This is a genomic window from Novosphingobium sp. NFX11 (genome assembly GCF_057376415.1).
Window position 1 is genome coordinate 1348998 of the sequence record NZ_CP080384.1, and the last position, 16751, is coordinate 1365748.

15 protein-coding genes, 4 pseudogenes and 2 riboswitches are annotated in these 16751 nt (G+C 65.7%); of the genes and pseudogenes, 5 read left to right on the forward strand and 14 right to left on the reverse strand.

Features of this window, described 5'->3' with window-relative positions; all coding sequences use genetic code 11:
* The first annotated feature begins 35 nt into the window (after positions 1-35).
* The 3 genes from KZO24_RS06850 to KZO24_RS06860 all read left to right on the forward strand — a co-directional run bounded on the left by KZO24_RS06850 (position 36) and on the right by KZO24_RS06860 (position 1401).
* Complete coding sequence (locus KZO24_RS06850) at positions 36-947, forward strand: DMT family transporter (protein ID WP_271183526.1); 912 nt, start codon at positions 36-38, stop codon at positions 945-947.
* 70 nt (positions 948-1017) lie between these two features.
* The gene (locus tag KZO24_RS06855) at positions 1018-1149 is read left to right on the forward strand and encodes an entericidin A/B family lipoprotein (protein WP_008833469.1); all 132 of its coding nucleotides are present in this window, start codon (positions 1018-1020) and stop codon (positions 1147-1149) included.
* Positions 1150-1269: 120 nt separating this feature from the next.
* Positions 1270-1401 (forward strand): entericidin A/B family lipoprotein, encoded by a 132-nt coding sequence (locus KZO24_RS06860; RefSeq protein ID WP_271183387.1) that lies wholly within the window; start codon positions 1270-1272, stop codon positions 1399-1401.
* 545 nt (positions 1402-1946) lie between these two features.
* Here KZO24_RS06860 and gcvPB read toward each other — a convergent pair.
* The 11 genes and pseudogenes from gcvPB to KZO24_RS06915 form a co-directional block, all read right to left on the reverse strand.
* Positions 1947-3536: pseudogene (gene gcvPB, locus KZO24_RS06865) on the reverse strand (aminomethyl-transferring glycine dehydrogenase subunit GcvPB); the annotation flags it as partial.
* Positions 3533-4903 (reverse strand): aminomethyl-transferring glycine dehydrogenase subunit GcvPA, encoded by a 1371-nt coding sequence (gene gcvPA / locus KZO24_RS06870; protein WP_271183390.1) that lies wholly within the window; start codon positions 4901-4903, stop codon positions 3533-3535. The gene gcvPA and the pseudogene gcvPB, both read right to left, overlap by 4 nt.
* A 145-nt stretch (positions 4904-5048) precedes the next feature.
* The gene (gene gcvH, locus KZO24_RS06875; RefSeq protein ID WP_271183391.1) at positions 5049-5420 is read right to left on the reverse strand and encodes a glycine cleavage system protein GcvH; all 372 of its coding nucleotides are present in this window, start codon (positions 5418-5420) and stop codon (positions 5049-5051) included.
* 11 nt (positions 5421-5431) lie between these two features.
* The gene (gene gcvT, locus KZO24_RS06880) at positions 5432-6490 is read right to left on the reverse strand and encodes a glycine cleavage system aminomethyltransferase GcvT (RefSeq protein WP_486487031.1); all 1059 of its coding nucleotides are present in this window, start codon (positions 6488-6490) and stop codon (positions 5432-5434) included.
* Positions 6491-6623: 133 nt separating this feature from the next.
* Positions 6624-6743, reverse strand: a riboswitch (glycine riboswitch).
* 1 nt (position 6744) lies between these two features.
* A riboswitch (glycine riboswitch) is annotated at positions 6745-6846 on the reverse strand.
* 453 nt (positions 6847-7299) lie between these two features.
* Positions 7300-7554: pseudogene (locus tag KZO24_RS06885) on the reverse strand (Rossmann-fold NAD(P)-binding domain-containing protein); the annotation flags it as partial.
* 72 nt (positions 7555-7626) lie between these two features.
* Positions 7627-8786 (reverse strand): annotated as a pseudogene (locus KZO24_RS06890) (deoxyguanosinetriphosphate triphosphohydrolase).
* 46 nt (positions 8787-8832) lie between these two features.
* A complete protein-coding gene (locus tag KZO24_RS06895; RefSeq protein WP_271183395.1) occupies positions 8833-9150 on the reverse strand; it encodes a hypothetical protein in 318 nt (105 codons plus the stop codon).
* A gap of 380 nt (positions 9151-9530) precedes the next feature.
* Positions 9531-10957, reverse strand: a pseudogene (locus KZO24_RS06900) (NAD(P)(+) transhydrogenase (Re/Si-specific) subunit beta).
* On the reverse strand, positions 10957-11241 hold the full coding sequence (locus KZO24_RS06905) for an NAD(P) transhydrogenase subunit alpha part 2 (RefSeq protein WP_271183397.1): 285 nt from the start codon (positions 11239-11241) through the stop codon (positions 10957-10959). Before KZO24_RS06905 ends, KZO24_RS06900 begins: the two are co-directional and overlap by 1 nt.
* A gap of 1 nt (position 11242) precedes the next feature.
* Positions 11243-12385 (reverse strand): NAD(P) transhydrogenase subunit alpha, encoded by a 1143-nt coding sequence (locus KZO24_RS06910; protein WP_486487032.1) that lies wholly within the window; start codon positions 12383-12385, stop codon positions 11243-11245.
* Positions 12386-12398: 13 nt separating this feature from the next.
* Positions 12399-12524: an aa3-type cytochrome c oxidase subunit IV gene (locus tag KZO24_RS06915; RefSeq protein WP_081798950.1), complete on the reverse strand. Its 126-nt coding sequence runs from the start codon at positions 12522-12524 to the stop codon at positions 12399-12401.
* Between the two features lie 211 nt (positions 12525-12735).
* On the opposite strand from KZO24_RS06915, the gene KZO24_RS06920 reads away from it, so the two are divergent.
* Both KZO24_RS06920 and KZO24_RS06925 read left to right on the forward strand, forming a co-directional pair.
* A complete protein-coding gene (locus KZO24_RS06920; protein ID WP_486487033.1) occupies positions 12736-14154 on the forward strand; it encodes a sigma-54-dependent transcriptional regulator in 1419 nt (472 codons plus the stop codon).
* Positions 14155-14189: 35 nt separating this feature from the next.
* Complete coding sequence (locus tag KZO24_RS06925; protein ID WP_271183400.1) at positions 14190-14660, forward strand: nuclear transport factor 2 family protein; 471 nt, start codon at positions 14190-14192, stop codon at positions 14658-14660.
* An 80-nt stretch (positions 14661-14740) separates the two neighbouring features.
* On the opposite strand, the gene KZO24_RS06930 is transcribed toward KZO24_RS06925, so the two are convergent.
* The 3 genes from KZO24_RS06930 to KZO24_RS06940 form a co-directional block, all read right to left on the reverse strand.
* Positions 14741-15097 carry a hypothetical protein gene (locus tag KZO24_RS06930; protein ID WP_271183401.1) on the reverse strand — a complete coding sequence of 119 codons (357 nt, stop codon included), beginning with the start codon at positions 15095-15097 and terminating at the stop codon, positions 14741-14743.
* A gap of 225 nt (positions 15098-15322) precedes the next feature.
* Positions 15323-16435 carry a dihydropteroate synthase gene (gene folP, locus KZO24_RS06935; protein WP_271183402.1) on the reverse strand — a complete coding sequence of 371 codons (1113 nt, stop codon included), beginning with the start codon at positions 16433-16435 and terminating at the stop codon, positions 15323-15325.
* Positions 16436-16522: 87 nt separating this feature from the next.
* Positions 16523-16717: a hypothetical protein gene (locus tag KZO24_RS06940; protein WP_271183403.1), complete on the reverse strand. Its 195-nt coding sequence runs from the start codon at positions 16715-16717 to the stop codon at positions 16523-16525.
* Between the last annotated feature and the right edge of the window lie 34 nt (positions 16718-16751).

Sequence of the window (16751 nt, forward strand, 5' to 3'; positions counted from 1 at the left end):
CCGCACCTTCCATCATCATTCGCAAAGACCGCCCGATGCTGGCCATCGCCCTGCGCCTTGCCGCGATGGTAATGCTTTCGACGATGTTCATGCTGGTGAAGCTGGCAGGAGAAGCAGGGGTCTCGCTGCCCGAACTGGTGTTCTGGCGACAGGCGATGGCGGTGCCGATCATCCTCGGCTGGCTGGCGGCGACCGGCAATCTCGGCCTCCTGCGCACCCGCCGCATGAGCAGCCACGCCATGCGCGCGACGAGCGGCACCGCCGGTCTGTGCTGCAACATCGGCGCCGCTACGCTGCTGCCCTTGCCGGTCGGCACGACGCTCGGGTTCACGACGCCGCTGTTCGCCGTGATCATAACCGCGCTGGTCCTTCGCGAAAAGGTCGGCCCGTGGCGCTGGACGGCGGTGGTGCTGGGCTTCGTCGGCGTTCTGGTCATCGCACAGCCCGGCGGTGCGCCCGTCCCCGCGCTCGGACTGGCGGCGGGGCTTGGCGCGGGATTGATCGTCGCCGTGGTCAGCTTCCAGATCCGCGACCTCTCGCGCACCGAGCCGCCGATCGCCTGCGTCTTCTGGTTCGCCTTCTACGGCTCACTGTTCGCGGCGATCCTGCTGCCACTCTATGGCACGGCGCACGGGACTTACGAATGGCTACTGCTCGTTGCAATCGGGCTTGCCGGGACACTGGCGCAGTTCCTCATCACCTCGGCCCTGCGCCTGGGGCAGGTCGCGACAGTGGTGGTGATGGACTACACCGCGCTGATCTGGGCTACACTCTACGGCTGGACGATCTGGGGACATGTGCCCTCGGCGGCGATGTGGCTGGGCGCGCCGATCATCGTCGCGGCTGGCCTGATCATCACCTCGCGCGAGCATTTCCTCGCACGGCGTGTCTCGCCCACCTCGGCGATCGATGAAAGCGCTGCGGAAGAAGGCGCTCAGGGAACCTGACCTGCCTATGTGTGTTCACCCCGATGCGCGGCGTGGCAGCACCCGTCGCACCGGAAAAAGGAACACCGAAATGGTCAAGAAGCTCGTACTCGCCCTCGTCGCGGGCGGCATCGTTTTCTCCGCCGCCGCTTGCAACACCGTCAAGGGTGCAGGCCGCGACGTGGAGTCGGTCGGCAAGGCCGGCGAAGACGCCATCAAGTAACGTGCTCTGCAGGCAGGTTCCAAGCCACCGACCGGAGCCTGCCTGCATCCGTCTCACGAACGCTTTTCCTGACACGTTTCCTGCGCTAATCGCCGCAGACAACGAAGGAACATGCGTTCGATGACCAGCAAGATTCTCGCCGCCATCATCCTTGGCGGCGTACTTTTCACCGCCACCGCCTGCAACACCGTCAAGGGCCTCGGCCGCGACATCGAGTCGGTCGGTCAGGCGGGATCGAACGCGATAAACTGAGCGCCTCAGGCGTCGAAGACGTGGTTCGCCACCATGTCTCGCGCCCGCAGCCAGAGCACGAGCCGCAGCGCCACGATCATCCCGAGCGCGAAGCCCAGCGTCGCGTCCATCATCAGGAGCGCGTTGCCGACCGGGTGTCCCGCCTGAACGCCGCCCTGAAACCCGCTCGGCAGCAGCAACCTTCGCGCCAGGAACACCGCGACGATCAGCAGGATCGCCAGCGGCGACTGGCGCATCATCACGCGCGCCTTGTCACCCTCGCCGTCGATATGCAGGTGCATCAACCGCGCCCGCTGCGCGCCGATTGCACCGCCGACGATCACGCCGGTCGCCAAGCATAGCCATCCCAACCCGCTCGGCGGCATGCCCGCAAGCGCCAGCGACACCGCCAGCACCACGATCACCGGCATGATCCACAAAGGGGAAGGCGCAGCGGCCGGGCCTTCTTCATCCGCATCATGCGCAGCGCCATGATGCCAACGAAAATCGCCAGCGGCAGATACGTGACGAGGCCGCGTCCACCTTCCCCCATATGCGTCAGCTTCCCCGATTTCGCTCAGCGAGGGTGTGCCCGGAATACCGGGTTCACCCTGCCATACGAGCACAGGCTTGCGCGCGGCGAGCGTTTCGTCAAGCCGCCTGCGCGGCGCGAAGTGCGGCGCGGAGTGCAGGCTCTCGTCGCCCGCCTTAGCCCGCTCGGCAAGGCTGCGCAGCGAGGCGATGAAGCGGTCGAGGCCCGCCTTGCTCTCGGTCTCGGTCGGCTCGACCAGCATCGCGCCCTTGACCACCAGCGGGAAGTAGACCGTCATCGGGTGGAAGCCCTCGTCGATCAGGCCCTTGGCGATGTCGAGCGTCGAGAAGCCCTCGGCAAGCCCGGCATCGCTGAACAGCGCTTCGTGCATGCACGGGCCGCTGTCGGCGAACGGAGCGGGCAGCAGGTCCTCGCAGCTACGCAGCACGTAGTTGGCGTTGAGCACCGCGTCCTCGGCCACCGTGCGCAGACCGTCCGCGCCGTGGCTGAGGATGTAGGTCAGCGCGCGGGTGAACATGCCCATCTGGCCGTGGAAGGCGACCATGCGGCCGAATGCCTGTGCATGGCCCTCGGCGGCGTTCTCCTCCTCGACGAGGTGGATCGAGCCATCAGCCCCGCGCGTCACGAAGGGCAGCGGCGCGAAAGGCGCCAGCGCTTCGGACAGCACCACCGGACCGGCACCCGGACCACCGCCGCCATGCGGGGTGGAGAAGGTCTTGTGCAGGTTGATGTGCATGGCATCGACGCCAAGGTCGCCCGGGCGCACCTTTCCGACGATGGCGTTGAAGTTCGCGCCGTCGCAATAGACGTAGCCGCCCGCCGCGTGGACCGCATCGGCGATCTCGCGCATGTCGGGCTCGAACAGGCCGCAGGTGTTCGGGTTGGTAATCATCACGCCCGCGACGTTGGGGCCGAGCTTGGCCTTGAGCGCCGCCACGTCCACGCGGCCCGCCGGGGTCGCGGGGATCGATTCCACCTTGAAGCCCGCGAAGGCGGCGGTGGCGGGGTTGGTGCCATGGGCGCTCTCGGGCACCAGCACGACGTCGCGCGTCTCGCCGCGCGCGTCCAGAGCGGCGCGGATGCAGAGCAGCCCGCACAGCTCGCCATGCGCACCCGCCTTGGGGCTCATCGCCACCGAGGCCATGCCGGTCAGCGTGATGAGCCAGTCGGCCAGCTGCTCGATGACTTCCAGCGCGCCCTGCACCGTCGTCTGCGGCTGCATCGGGTGAACGTCAGCGAAGCCCGGCAAGCGCGCCATCTTCTCGTTCAGGCGCGGGTTGTGCTTCATCGTGCAGGAGCCGAGCGGGAACGGCCCGAGGTCGATCGCGTAGTTCTGGCGCGACAGGCGAGTGTAGTGGCGCACCGTCTCCGGCTCGGTCAGCCCCGGGAGCGCGGGCGTGGACTTGCGCAGGAACTTGCTCAGGCCCGCAGCGGGGGCACGGCTCGGCTCGTCGATATCGACGCCACACTTGTCGGCGCTGCCCAGCTCGAAGCTCAGCGCCTCTTCGAGCATCAGGCCGTAATCGCCTGAAGAGGTTGCGAACTTTGCTTCTCCAGCCTCACCCATGGAGGGGCGCCAGCCGGATGCGTTGGGGGCGTTCATGCGCTCGCTCCTGCAAGAACGGCTTCCAGCGCGGTGGCGAAAGCCTCGATGTCTTCGTCGGTGGTGGTTTCGGTCGCGGCGACCAGGAGCCCGTTGTGCAGGCCATCGGCCACCGGGAACAGGCGGCCCAGCGACACGCCGCCGAGCACCTGACGGTCGGCCAGTTCGCGCACCACTTCGCGCGCGTCGCGCGGCAGGATCACCGTCGCCTCGTTGAAGTAAGCAGTGTTGAGGATCGTGACGCCCGGAACCTTGGCCAGACGCTCGAAGGTCTGCTGCGCGCGGGCATGGTTCACGGCGGCGAGACGAGCCAGGCCCTCACCACCCAGCAGGGTCAGGTGAATGCTGAAGGCCAGTGCGCAAAGCCCTGAATTGGTGCAGATATTGCTCGTCGCCTTCTCGCGGCGGATGTGCTGCTCGCGGGTCGAGAGGGTGAGCACGAAGCCGCGCTTGCCCTCGGCATCGACGGTCTGGCCGCAAAGGCGTCCCGGCATCTGGCGCACGAACTTCTCGCGGCAGCCGAACAGGCCGAGGTAGGGACCGCCGAACTGCAGGCCGACGCCCAGCGACTGCCCCTCACCCACGACGATGTCGGCACCCAGCATACCCGGTGCTTCGATCAGGCCGAGCGCCACCGGCTCGGTGATGACGGCGATGACCAGTGCGCCCACGGCATGCGCGGCCTCGGAAATCGCCGCGAGATCGGGGATGCGCCCCATGACGTCGGGGTACTGGACGACGACGCACGAGGTCGTCGCATCGATCGCCGCGATCACGGCGGCGTCATCGGGATCGGCGGTCAGTTCGGGCGCGAGGCTGACGATGTCATCCTTGGTGAACTTCGCCATCGTCCGCACGACTTCGCCGTAGTGCGGGTGCAGGCCGCCCGACAGCACGCTGCGGCCCTTGCGGGTGATGCGCGCAGCCATCAGGATCGCTTCCCAGCACGCGGTCGAGCCGTCGTACATCGAGGCATTGGCGATATCGGTGCCGAACAGGCGCGCCACCTGCGTCTGGAACTCGAACAGCACCTGCAGCGTGCCTTGCGCGATTTCCGGCTGGTAGGGCGTATAGGCGGTCAGGAACTCGCCGCGCTGGATCAGGTGATCGACCGAGGCCGGCACATGATGGCGATAGGCACCGGCACCGAGGAAGAACGGCGCGGCCCCCGCGCTCAGGTTCTTCGCGGCGAGCGCGGACATGTGGCGCTCGACGGCCATTTCGCTGGCGTGGGCGGGCAGGCCCTCGATAGGACCGGCAAGCCGGGCCTCGGCGGGCACGTCGATGAACAGGTCATCGACCGTAGCGGCGCCGATGGTCTCCAACATGGAGGCGCGGTCGGCCGGGGTCAGGGGAAGGTAGCGCATGAGGCGGGTTCCTGGGTCTTTCTAATTCCTCCCCGAGCTTGCTCGAGGAGGTGGCGCCGACGCAGTCGGTGACGGAGGGGCTATTCCTCCACCACCCGCTTCGCGGGCGGTCCCCCTCCCGAGGCAAGCTCGGGGAGGAATGGGCTCAGAGGCTGTCGACGTAGCTCTTGTACGCGGCCTCATCCATCAGCGTGCCGAGTTCGGCGGCGTCGGAGAGGGTCACGCGGAACAGCCAGCCGCCGGTTTCGGCTTCGGTGTTCACCAGTTCCGGCTGATCGGCCAGCGCTTCGTTGACGGCGGCGATCGTGCCGGAAACCGGGGTGTAGACGTCAGACGCGGCCTTCACCGAATCGACCACCGACACGGAATCGCCCTTGCTGACGCTGGCGCCTTCGGCGGGAACTTCGACGAAGGTGATGTCGCCAAGCTGGCCCTGCGCGTAGTCGGTGATGCCGACGGTGCCGAGGTCACCTTCGACTTCGATCCACTCATGGTCTTCGGAGAAATAGCGGGTCATGGGAAAGCTCCTCAGCGGTGATAGCGGTGGGGGACGAAGGGCATCGACACGACCTTGCCGTCGAGCTTCTTGCCCCGCATCTCGATGGTAAGCGCGGTGCCCTCTGCGGTGAGGGCGATATCGACGTAAGCCATGGCGATCGGCTGCTGCAGCGAGGGTGAGAAACCACCCGAAGTCACCACACCAACTTCCTGATTGCCGGAGAAAACCTTGGCGCCCTCACGCGCGGCCATGCGGCCTTCGACGATAAGACCGATGCGCTTGCGCGCGGTGCCCTCGGCGAAGTCCTTCAGCACGCGGTCCGAACCGGGGAAACCGCCTTCGGTGCGGCGGCGCTTGTTGACCGCGAACTTGAGGTCCGCGTCGATGACGCTGGTTTCGGGCGAAAGGTCATGGCCGTAGAGCGGCAGTCCCGCCTCCAGACGCAGGCTGTCGCGCGCGCCGAGACCGATGGGCTTCACTTCCGGCTCGCCGCAAAGCAGGTCGGCGACCATCGCCGCGGATTCGCCCGGAATGGCGATCTCGAAACCGTCCTCGCCGGTGTAGCCCGAACGGCTGATCCAGGCATCGACGCCGCCCAGCTTGAACGCAGCCCCCTTCATGAACTTTAGTTCGGAAAGCGGCGTGTCGCCTTCGACATGACGCTCCAGTGCAGCGAAAGCCTTAGGCCCCTGCAGCGCCAGCAGCGCACTTTCGTCGAGATGGTTGAGCGTCACATCGTCCGGCAGCAGTTCGCGCAGAGTACCGATATCGTCCCACTTGGTCGCGCCATTGACTACGAGATAGAAACCGGTCGCCCAGCGCGTCACCATCAGGTCGTCGAGAATGCCGCCGTCCTCGTCCAGAAGCAGCGAATAGCGCGGCGCGCCGAGCTTCAACGTGCCAAGATCGATGGGAAGTGCGGCTTCCACCGCGGCTTCCACCTCAGCGGTCACACCATGTTCACTGGAGATGTAGACCTGGCCCATATGGCTGACGTCGAACAGGCCCGCACTCTCGCGGGTCCAGAGGTGCTCGGCCATGATGCCCTCGTACTGGACAGGCATCCAGTAGCCGGCGAACTCAACCATACGACTGCCCTTCTCGCGATGCCATGCATCGAGCGGGAGGAGTCAGCGTGACGATCTCTTCGACAAGATCGTCATCGGAAACAGGATATTCGCTCAAGACACGACTCCGCGAGCAGACATGGTACACCAATAAGGTGCCCCCTCTGTCACGGAAACCTGAGAGCTTCCCCCGCGTCATCCCCAATGGGATGGGCCGGGTTACACCGTCGGCGGCCACGACCAGATGGGCGGGGCACTTTCCAGAGGCTCGCTGTCGACGCTGCGCGGTCCTTTTGCCTGAGAGATTCCGGGGCGGTTGCTCCTTCGGCGCCTCTTACCCGACGAGATCGGTCCGAGGTCTCTCCCGCGCGTGTCAGCGAGTGAGCCGAGCCTTGGGTGAGAGGCCGGTGTAAGTCAACGCAAGGTTTGGTCAATTCGGGAACTATTCCCCGGCGAGGCCATGTTTTTCCGGAAGCTCGGCCCGCCGCCACTTTCAGCGCATCGTGCTCATGAACATGGCGCCCCTCGGCCTGTTCCCGCACGAAGCCGAGAATCGCCCGCGCCACATCGCGTCCGCGGATGGACCGAAACCGGCGCCACGAACCGTGCAGCACCAGCACATCGACGACCGGCGCGACCATCTGCCAGCCCGCTTCCATCGGCCGGCGCTCGGCACGTTCGCCGCGCAGCAGGCTGGGGCGCAGCACATCGAGCCGCCGGAAGCCGACGCGGCCCAGCGCCTCCTCCGTCTCCCCCTTTACCGAGAGATAGAAATTGCGGCTCTCCCGATCCGCCTCGACGGAGGAGACCACGACCATGTGTTCGATTCCGGCCGATCGCGCGGCCTCCGCGGTGAAGCGGACGAGGTCATGGTCTATCGCGCGGAACTGCTCCCGGCTGCCGGCCGCGGCGATGGTCGTTCCCAGCGCACAGACCAGCACGTCGGCCTGCGCCGCGCGGATTAGTTCCGGCCAGTCGATCGGCTCACCGACCAGCATCTCCATGCGCGCGCCGGGTGGCAACGCCGCCTCGCGTCGCCCGACCCCGATGATGCGAACATCCTCGCGCCCCACCGCCTCCGCCATCAAGGCGGAGCCGACCAGCCCGGTCGCCCCGACCAGGCAGATCCGTGTCACCCCCTGCGTCACTTTCAGGCCTTACACATTGCTCAGGCCTTCCGGCGTGCGGCCGTAGATCTCGGCGTGGCGCGCGATGGCGAAGCGATCCGTCATGCCCGCGATGTAGTCGGCGATGTGGCGGCTGCGTGCGGGCTCGTAGCGCGGCATGGTATCGATCCAGCTTTCCTCCATCAGCACCGTCTCCTGCGAATAGGCAGAATAGAGTTCTGCCAGCAGCGCCCGCGCGCGCTTCGCCGTATCGAGCTGTTCGGGGTGATAGTAGAGCTTGTCGTACATGAATCGCTTGAAGGCCCGCTCCCCCTCGGCCATCTCGGGCGAGAAGGCCACCAGCGCCCTGCCCGCGTCGCGGACTTCATCGATGCTGCCGATGCCGACGAGATTCTTCTGCGTCTGCCCGACGAGGTCGTTGACCATGACGCCGATCTGGCTGCGGATCAGTTCGGCAAGCTGGCGGTCGAGCGGTACGCCCGGATAGCGGCGCTCCACCTCGTTCCAGTGATCGACGACGAACGGATGCGCGAGCAGTTCGTCGAGATCGAGGAACCCTGCCCGCAGGCCGTCATCGATGTCGTGGTTGTCGTAGGCGATGTCGTCGGACAGCGCGGCGACCTGCGCCTCCAGCGACGCATGCGTACCAAGGTCGAGATTATACGCCGCGTCGAGTTCGGCCAGCGCCCATGTCGGCGAAGCCACCGGACCATTGTGCTTCGCCAGGCCCTCCAGCGTCTCCCAAGTCAGGTTGAGGCCGTCGTGCTCGCAGTACGGACTGTCGAGCCGCATCAGCGTGCGCAGGGTATGGGCGTTATGGTCGAACCCTCCGGCCTTGTGAAGCGCAGCGTCGAGCGCGTCCTCGCCCGCATGGCCGAACGGCGGATGGCCGATGTCATGCGCCAGCGCCAGTGCCTCCGTTAAATCCTCGTCGAGACCGAGGATACGGGCGATGACGCGCGCGATCTGGGCCACTTCGAGGCTGTGGGTCAGGCGTACGCGATAGTGATCGCCGTCGGGCGCGACGAACACCTGCGTCTTGTAGCGCAGGCGACGGAACGCGATCGAATGGATGATCCGGTCGCGGTCGCGCTGGTAAGGGCTGCGTGCCCCCGGGCGATGCCGTTCTCGATCGAGAATTCGCGCCCGCGCGAACGGGACGGGTCGGAGGCGTAAGGAGCAAGTGTCAAACGGAACTCCGCGAGGAAGGCGACGACAGGACTGTCGCCGCGTGCCCTAGCGGGAGAGGCCGGTGCTGCACAAGAGCAGCGAAGTAGCCGTCACCTTGACCACACGCGGATCGTCGATCCGACGCGCGGCCTCGACCATCCCCTCCGGCGTGTGCGCCGCATCCTGCAGCGCGGTGAGCTTCTGGATTTGCCGAAGCGAGAGCTTGCGCACGAGGCGCTGCCCCATGCACGCGGCCGCCCGGTCGCTCAGGCCCGCCTCGGCGAAGGCAGTATGCACGCGGTACTCGGCGTACCAATGGGCACCGAACCACGTGGCAAGGCACAGGACAGCGATGAAAGCGGCGGTCTTGATGAGGCGGATCATGGGACGGGCATTACACCGGGGACGGCCGTAGAGAAACACTCACCATGCAAGGAAGAAGCAGGCAGGGCTTTACCACCCCTCACCCCGTATACTGTCGAGGATGTGCCTGCAGGGAAAATATCCTGCACCTGACATGCAGCAGATGAGGTCAGAGATGGGTGGGAAGAGGACGTTGCGCATTGCCCAGCCGTAGCCTATCGGTCCTCCCGCAAGCGGGAGGGCGAACACCGCTTTCCCCGCCCGCTTACGGGAGGGGCAGCGAGACTTACTGAGCCAAAGGCAAAGTTAGTCGCAGCGGGGTGGGCAAAGAGCAACGTACGCCATGGAGCGCTTGCCGCCATTTCCCCGCTCCATCGAATACCCCACCAGCGATCCAGATCTTACTCCGCCAGCGCCTTGTTGATGTCCTCGACCATCTTCTTGGCGTCCGCGAGGAGCATCATGGTCTGGTCCATGTAGAACACGTCGTTGTCGACGCCAGCGTAGCCCTGCCCGCCCATCGAGCGCTTGATGAAGAAGATCGTCTTGGCCTTGTCTACGTCGAACACCGGCATGCCGTAGATTGGCGAGGTCTTGTCGGTCTTTGCCGCCGGGTTCACCACATCGTTGGCGCCGATGATGAAGGCGACGTCGCACTGCGCGAACTCGCCGTTTATGTCCTCAAGCTCGAAGACTTCGTCGTAGGGAACGTTCGCCTCGGCCAGCAGGACGTTCATGTGCCCGGGCATGCGACCGGCGACCGGGTGGATCGCGTACTTCACGCCGACACCATGCTTCTTGAGCTGGTCCGCCATCTCGCGCAGCACGTGCTGGGCCTGCGCCACCGCCATGCCGTAACCGGGGATGATGATGACATTCTCGGCCTCTTTCATGAGGAACGCCGCATCCTCGGCCGAGCCGCGCTTCCATGGGCGTTGCTCCTGCGTCTCACCGCCGCCCGCGCCTGCTTCCGCGCCGAAGCCTCCGGCGATGACCGACAGGAAACTGCGGTTCATCGCCTTGCACATGATGTACGACAGGATCGCGCCCGATGAACCCACCAGAGCGCCGGTCACGATCATCGCGGTGTTGTGCAAGGTGAAGCCCATCGCCGCCGCTGCCCAGCCCGAGTAGCTGTTGAGCATCGAGACGACGACCGGCATGTCGGCGCCGCCGATCGGGATGATGAGCAGGAAGCCGATCGCGAAGGCCAGTCCAACGATGATCCAGAACAGAGGGTTCTCCCCGGTCCCGCCGCACCGGAGTGCGCGAAAAGCGCCGTCAGCACGAGGATCGCGCCCAGTGTACCCAGATTGATGACGTGGCGCGCGGGCAACAGGATCGGCGATCCGCTCATGTTGCCGTTGAGCTTGGCGAAGGCGATGACCGACCCGGAGAACGTGATCGCACCGATGGCCACGCCCAGCGCCATTTCCAGCCGGCTGACGGGCATGATGTTGCCATCGGCGCCAAGGATTCCGAACGCCTCGGGATTGAGGAACGCGGCCACTGCCACCAGCACGGCGGCGAGCCCGACGAGCGAGTGAAACGCGGCCACCAGTTGCGGCATCGCGGTCATCTGGATTCGGCGCGCCATGACGAAGCCGACACCGCCGCCGATCGCTATGGCGACGAGGATTTCGGGCAAGCTGGCGATCTCGTGCGTGACCAGCGTTGTCACGACGGCGATGCCCATGCCGAGCATCCCGTAGCGGTTGCCCCTGCGGCTCGTAGCCGGCGAAGACAGCCCCCGCAACGCGAGGATGAAACAGACCCCGGCGATCAGGTATGCGACCGCGACCCATGGACTGACGGAGTGCGCCTCCATCACTTGCGGTCCTTCTTCTTGTACATGGCCAGCATGCGTTCGGTCACCGCAAAGCCGCCGAAGATGTTGACGCTGGCCAGCACGACCGCACCCAGCCCCAGCCATTTCCCGACCGGCGATCCCGAAGCCGCGCTCGCCACCAGCGCGCCGACCACGATCACCGAAGAGATCGCGTTGGTCACCGCCATCAGCGGCGTATGCAGCGCTGGCGTCACCGACCACACGACATAGTAGCCCACGAAACAGGCGAGTACGAAGATCGAGAGGATCGAGACGAAATCCATGCTAGCCGCCCTGTTCCTGCAACCTCGGATGCACCACCTGCCCGCCGCGTGTCAGGCGAATGGCCTCGCCGATCTCCTCGTCCAGCACAGGACCACCCTGTTCCTTGTCCCAGAAGGCCGAGACGAAGTTGAACAGGTTGCGCGCATAGAGTGCCGAAGCATCGGCCGGGAGATGCGCGGGCGTGTTTGAATAGCCGATGATCCTGACTCCGTGGCGCTCGACCACCTGGTCCGGCACAGTCCCCTCGACATTGCCGCCCTGCGGCGCGGCAAGGTCGAAGATCACGCTGCCCGGCTTCATCGAGGCGATCTGCGCGTCGGTCACGAGGCGCGGTGCCGCGCGGCCCGGAATCAGTGCAGTAGTTATGACGATGTCCTGTTTGGCGATGTGCGCGGAGACCAGTTCCGCCTGCGCGCGCTGGTATTCCTCGCTCATTTCGCCTGCGTAGCCGCCCGAGCCCTCACCCTCGATCCCGGCTACGCTCTCGACGAAGATCGGCTTGGCGCCAAGTGACTGGATCTGTTCTTTGGTAGCCGATCGCACGTCCGTGGCGGAAACCTGTGCGCCCAGCCTGCGCGCGGTGGCGATGGCCTGTAGGCCCGCGACACCGACACCCATGACGAAGCACTTGGCCGCACTAACCGTGCCTGCCGCGGTCATCATCATCGGGAAGGCGCGGCCATAGGCACCCGCCGCCACCAGCACCGCCTTGTAGCCGGCAAGGTTGGACTGGCTGGAAAGCACGTCCATCGACTGCGCGCGGGTGATGCGCGGCATGAACTCCATAGCCAACGCCTCCAATCCGGCGGCGGCATGGCCATCCACGTGGGCACGCTGACCGAACGGATCGATAATCGCGACGACCCACGCCCCGGAAGCCACGCCGCCCAGCAGCGCGGGATCAGGCCCCTGCACCGCGAAGACGATCTGCGCATTCGCCAGAACTGCGTCCAGGGGACCGACTTCGGCCCCGGCAGCGCGATAATCCTCGTCGGAGATGCTGGCGGACAGTCCGGCCCCGCTCTCCACTGCCAGCACGGCACCGAGAGCGGAGAGCTTGCGAACCGTCTCGGGCGTGGCGGCAACGCGCGTTTCACCCGGCGCCCGTTCGGCGAGGACCGCGATGCGGCGCTGGAGCGTCAAGCAGCCGCCCCGCTCAGGAGGCGATCAGACCGACGACCAAGGCCGCAATGACGATAATGACCCCGGTGCTCCAGGTCGCGGCCTTGATGAAGCCGTTGTAGGTCTCGGTCGCGGCCTTGATGTCGTTACCCGAAGCCATTGTCTCTTTTCCCCAAAACTGTTTGCTTTCCAGTGGACACTAACCGGGCCGGGCTTGCCGCTCAAGGGCGAAGAAGGTCCATGACGGCGTCACTAACCGATCATGAACATCCGGTTCCGCGCGTTCCAACCGCAGCCTTAATCCGCTCTTTACCCGTTTGCCGTAAGTTCAAGTTCCAGAAAGCGAAGAGGCGACACGAAGCGACACCACCATGGCGGACCTTGACCAGCGCCTCCTCATGCTCATCGACGATGAGCCGGCCCAGAGCCGCCTGATCTCCGCACTCGCCTCGCGCGAGGGGTGGCGTACCCTGATCGTGCGCGATGCCGAGACGGCGATCGCCACGCTCGGCACCCGGCAGGGCATGCAGCTTTCGGCAATTATCCTCGACCAGTGGGTGCCCGGCGACGACGCCTGCGCGCTGATTTCCGAGCTTAAGGCCCGCCGTCCGGCCCTCCCGATCCTGATGCTGACCGCCAGCACCTCGCCGCTGCTCGCGGTGGAGGCGATGCGCGCGGGGGCGACCGATTACCTCGTCAAGCCGGTCGCCCCCGACCGGTTGATGCACGCCCTGCGCTCTGCGACGACGCGCGAGGCACCGCGCGATGAACTCGCGCCGCTGACGGAAAAGATGCCGTCGAACCCCGATTTCAGATCGATGATCGGCGCCGCGCCCAACTTCCGCAAGGCGCTGGCCGTCGCCGCCAAGGCGGCACGCGGCCATTCCCCGGTGCTGATCGAGGGCGAGAGCGGATCGGGCAAGGAAATGCTCATCCGCGCCATGCATGCCGCCAGCCCGCGTTCGCGCATGCCGCTGCGGATCATCAACATCGGCGGCGTACCAGCCAACTCCATCGAGTCGGTCCTGTTCGGCCATGAAAAGGGCGCCTTCCCCGGCGCGTTCGACCGCCAGATCGGTGCGCTCCAGCATTGCGACGGCGCCACCCTCGCCCTCGACGAGATCGACCGGCTGCCCGAATCGGTACAGGAACGCCTGCTCGAAGCGGTGAAGAAGGGCGACTGTCGCCCGATCGGTGCCCGCCACTCGTTCCGCGTCGATGTCCGCCTGATTGCCGCGAGCAACCTCCCGTTGGCGGACCTTTCCGACCAGGGCCACTTCATGCCCGAACTGCTGACGGCCCTGTCGCCCACCAAAGTGCTGCTGCCACCCCTGCGTGAGCGTACGGGCGATATTCCCGCGCTCACCCGCTTCTTCCTCGCCCGGATAGGCGAGCAGCCGGGGCTTCGCGAACTGGGCATCGCCGACGGCGCGCTCTCGTTGCTCGCCGCCTACGACTGGCCGGGCAACGTGCGTCAGTTGCAGGCGGTACTGTTCCGCGCAGCCGTGTTTTGCGACGGTGATGCGCTGACGTCGGAAGATTTTCCGCAACTTCTCAACATATTGGGCACAGGTTTGTCCACAGCCCCGCAGATGCCGGAGAGCGCCGGCGTTATGCTCTATACCGCCGACGGGAACCTGCGACCGCTGGACGAGATCGAGGCCGACGTCATCCGCCTTGCCATCGGTCTCTACCGTGGCCGCATGACCGAAGTAGCCCGTCGCCTCGGCATCGGGCGCTCCACCCTCTACCGCAAGCTGTCTGAGCTGGGCATCGACAACGCCGCCTGACCCGCCCAGACTTCTCGCACAGGAAAGTGGGAGAGATGAACGTGGATACGATGGAACGCCTCGCCGCGATCGAGGCGATCAGGCAAGTGGAGGCCCGGTATTTTCGCGGCGTGGACGATCGCAATTCTGCGCTCGTCCGCTCGATCCTGGTAGAAGACTGCATGCTCGACTATCGCGGGTGCTGCACCGACCCGGTCAGCGGCATCGACCACTTGCCCGCGATGAACAAGGTAATGGAAAGCCGCTCCAGCTGGCCCGATGCGCCGGCATCAGCCGGACCGGCCATGGTGACCGTCCATCAGGGCCACGACTCCGACATCACGATTGAAAGCGAGACCGCCGCTAGCGGCATATGGGCCTTTACCGATCGCCTGTTCCTGCCGCCGGGAGGCCCTTTTGCACAGTTGACCGGCTGGGGACGCTACCACGAAACTTACGTGCGGGACGACGAGGGCTGGAAGCTGCGCACCACCCGCATCGAACGGCTGCGGGTGGAAGTCGCCTGACGAGATCGACGGATACGAGAACCGGGGCCGCGCCGGACGCGCGGCCCTGATTGATAGTCCGGGGGAGTTGTCGGAAGAACTCAGAGGCCCTCGATCATGACCGACGGGATGCGATAGCCGCGCTTCGCCATTGCCTTGGCATAGGTGCCGCGTTCATGGCGCAGTTCGCTGCCATACTCCTCCCAGGCGTCGCGCTGGTCCTCGATGTCGCTAGCTTTACGCAAATCGGTGGCGAGTTCCTTCTGGGTCTCGTTCACGTTGGCGCGGTAGTTGAACCAGTGCTTGCCCTCGATACCGCCGATGGGAGACTGGATGATCCGGTTCTCCTCGACGCGGGCGACGCGCTCCTCGTACATTGCAGGCACAACAGCCATGGCAGAAACAGGAATGATGGCGAGCGCCACGGCAGCAGCGCGAATGATGGTGGTCTGCTTCATGGGTGAATCCCCTTTGTCGCTTTCCATGCGCGGGGCGGAATTGCCTCACGCTCGACGGGACAAACGGGCCGAAGCGCGATTGGCCTCCGCAGAAGGGACGAAGCGGGCGTTCGGCGCGACGTTTTGCAGTGCAGCAGGCCGTTGTGATAACCCGGTCACACAACTTGCGAAGGTCGTTAATCTGGCGGAAATCTCCGGTTCATCCGGCGTGCAGAAATTGCAGGCTCAGATTGGCAACTGCGAGAAGTCCGTCAGCGCCGCGTCTCGCAGGCCCCGCCAAACGCGCACCGCCTGCACCGTGTCGGACACGTCGTGGACACGCAGGAAATGCGCGCCGGCATCCATCGCCTTCACCGCCAGCGCCACCGAGCCGCCAAGCCGCTGATGCGCCGGAGCCTCGTTGGATAGCGCTCCGATCATGCGCTTGCGGCTCACCCCCACCAGCAACGGCTGGCCGAGCGCGTGGAACAGCGGCAGCGCATTGAACAACGCCAGGTTCTGCGCCAGCGAGAGCCCGAATCCGAAGCCGGGGTCGAGGATAATCCGCTCGCGCGCGATACCCGCGGCAAGGCAGGCATCGCGCCGCGCCTCAAGCCAGTCGAAAACGTCGAGCACCACGTCGTCGAAATCCGCGCCCGAATGCAGGTCGTCGGCCTTGCCCGGTGCATGCATCAGCACAACCGGCGCGCCGGATGATGCCGCCAGTTCCAGGCTGCGCGGATCGTAGCGCAGCGCCGAGACGTCGTTGATGATGTGGGCGCCCGCCGCCAGCGTCGCTTCCATCACTGCCGGGCGCCGGGTATCGACGCTGATCGCGGCGCCCATCGCGGCGAGCCGCTCGACCATCGGCACGACGCGCTTGAGTTCGTCGCCCTCCCATACGGCCGCCGCTCCGGGACGGGTGGATTCTCCGCCAAGATCGACAATCGCCGCGCCCGCCTCCAGCATGGCCGAGGCATGGGCGGCGGCGACTTCGAGATTGTCGAGAAACCTGCCGCCGTCGGAAAAGCTGTCGGGCGTCATGTTGAGGATCCCCATGACTTGCGGCTGCTCGAGCCGGATCATCCGGGCGCCGCACTGGATGGGCGCATGGACCTTGCGCAGATTGGCCCACTGCGTCTCTGCCATGGCGCCGAGGTCGGCGGGGAGCGCGGCCAACGCAGCGAGCATCTGCGAGGCGGACACCCGCTCGCGCGAGATAACTTTGCCGTCTTCCCGCACGATCAGCGCGAAGCGGCTCGCCCAGACCATCGCCCCGCCGAGACGCACGGCCTCGCCCTCCTCGCTCTGCGGGCTGTCGGCGAGGGCGATCGGGCGGATATAGAGCTTGCGGGTCATGACCGCGCCTTAGCGCGGGTCACGACGATAAGGAACCAACTCAGTTCCCGAGTTCGAGGCGCCGTTCCAAACGCTCGACACGCTCTTTCAAAGCGTCCAGCCGTGCCTATCCTCGATCTGCTCTTCATACGCATGAGCGTTATCTCGGCCGATGCGCGCAATCATCGATTCCAGCGAACCGAGACGTGTCATGATCTCCCGGTCGCGCGCACGCGCGACCGATTGTTCGGCCTGAATTTTCTTCAGCGGCTCGAGTAGCAGATTTTCGACGTTCTCGGTCATATCTGGTAGATAGCATCAACCCAGGCGCTGCACC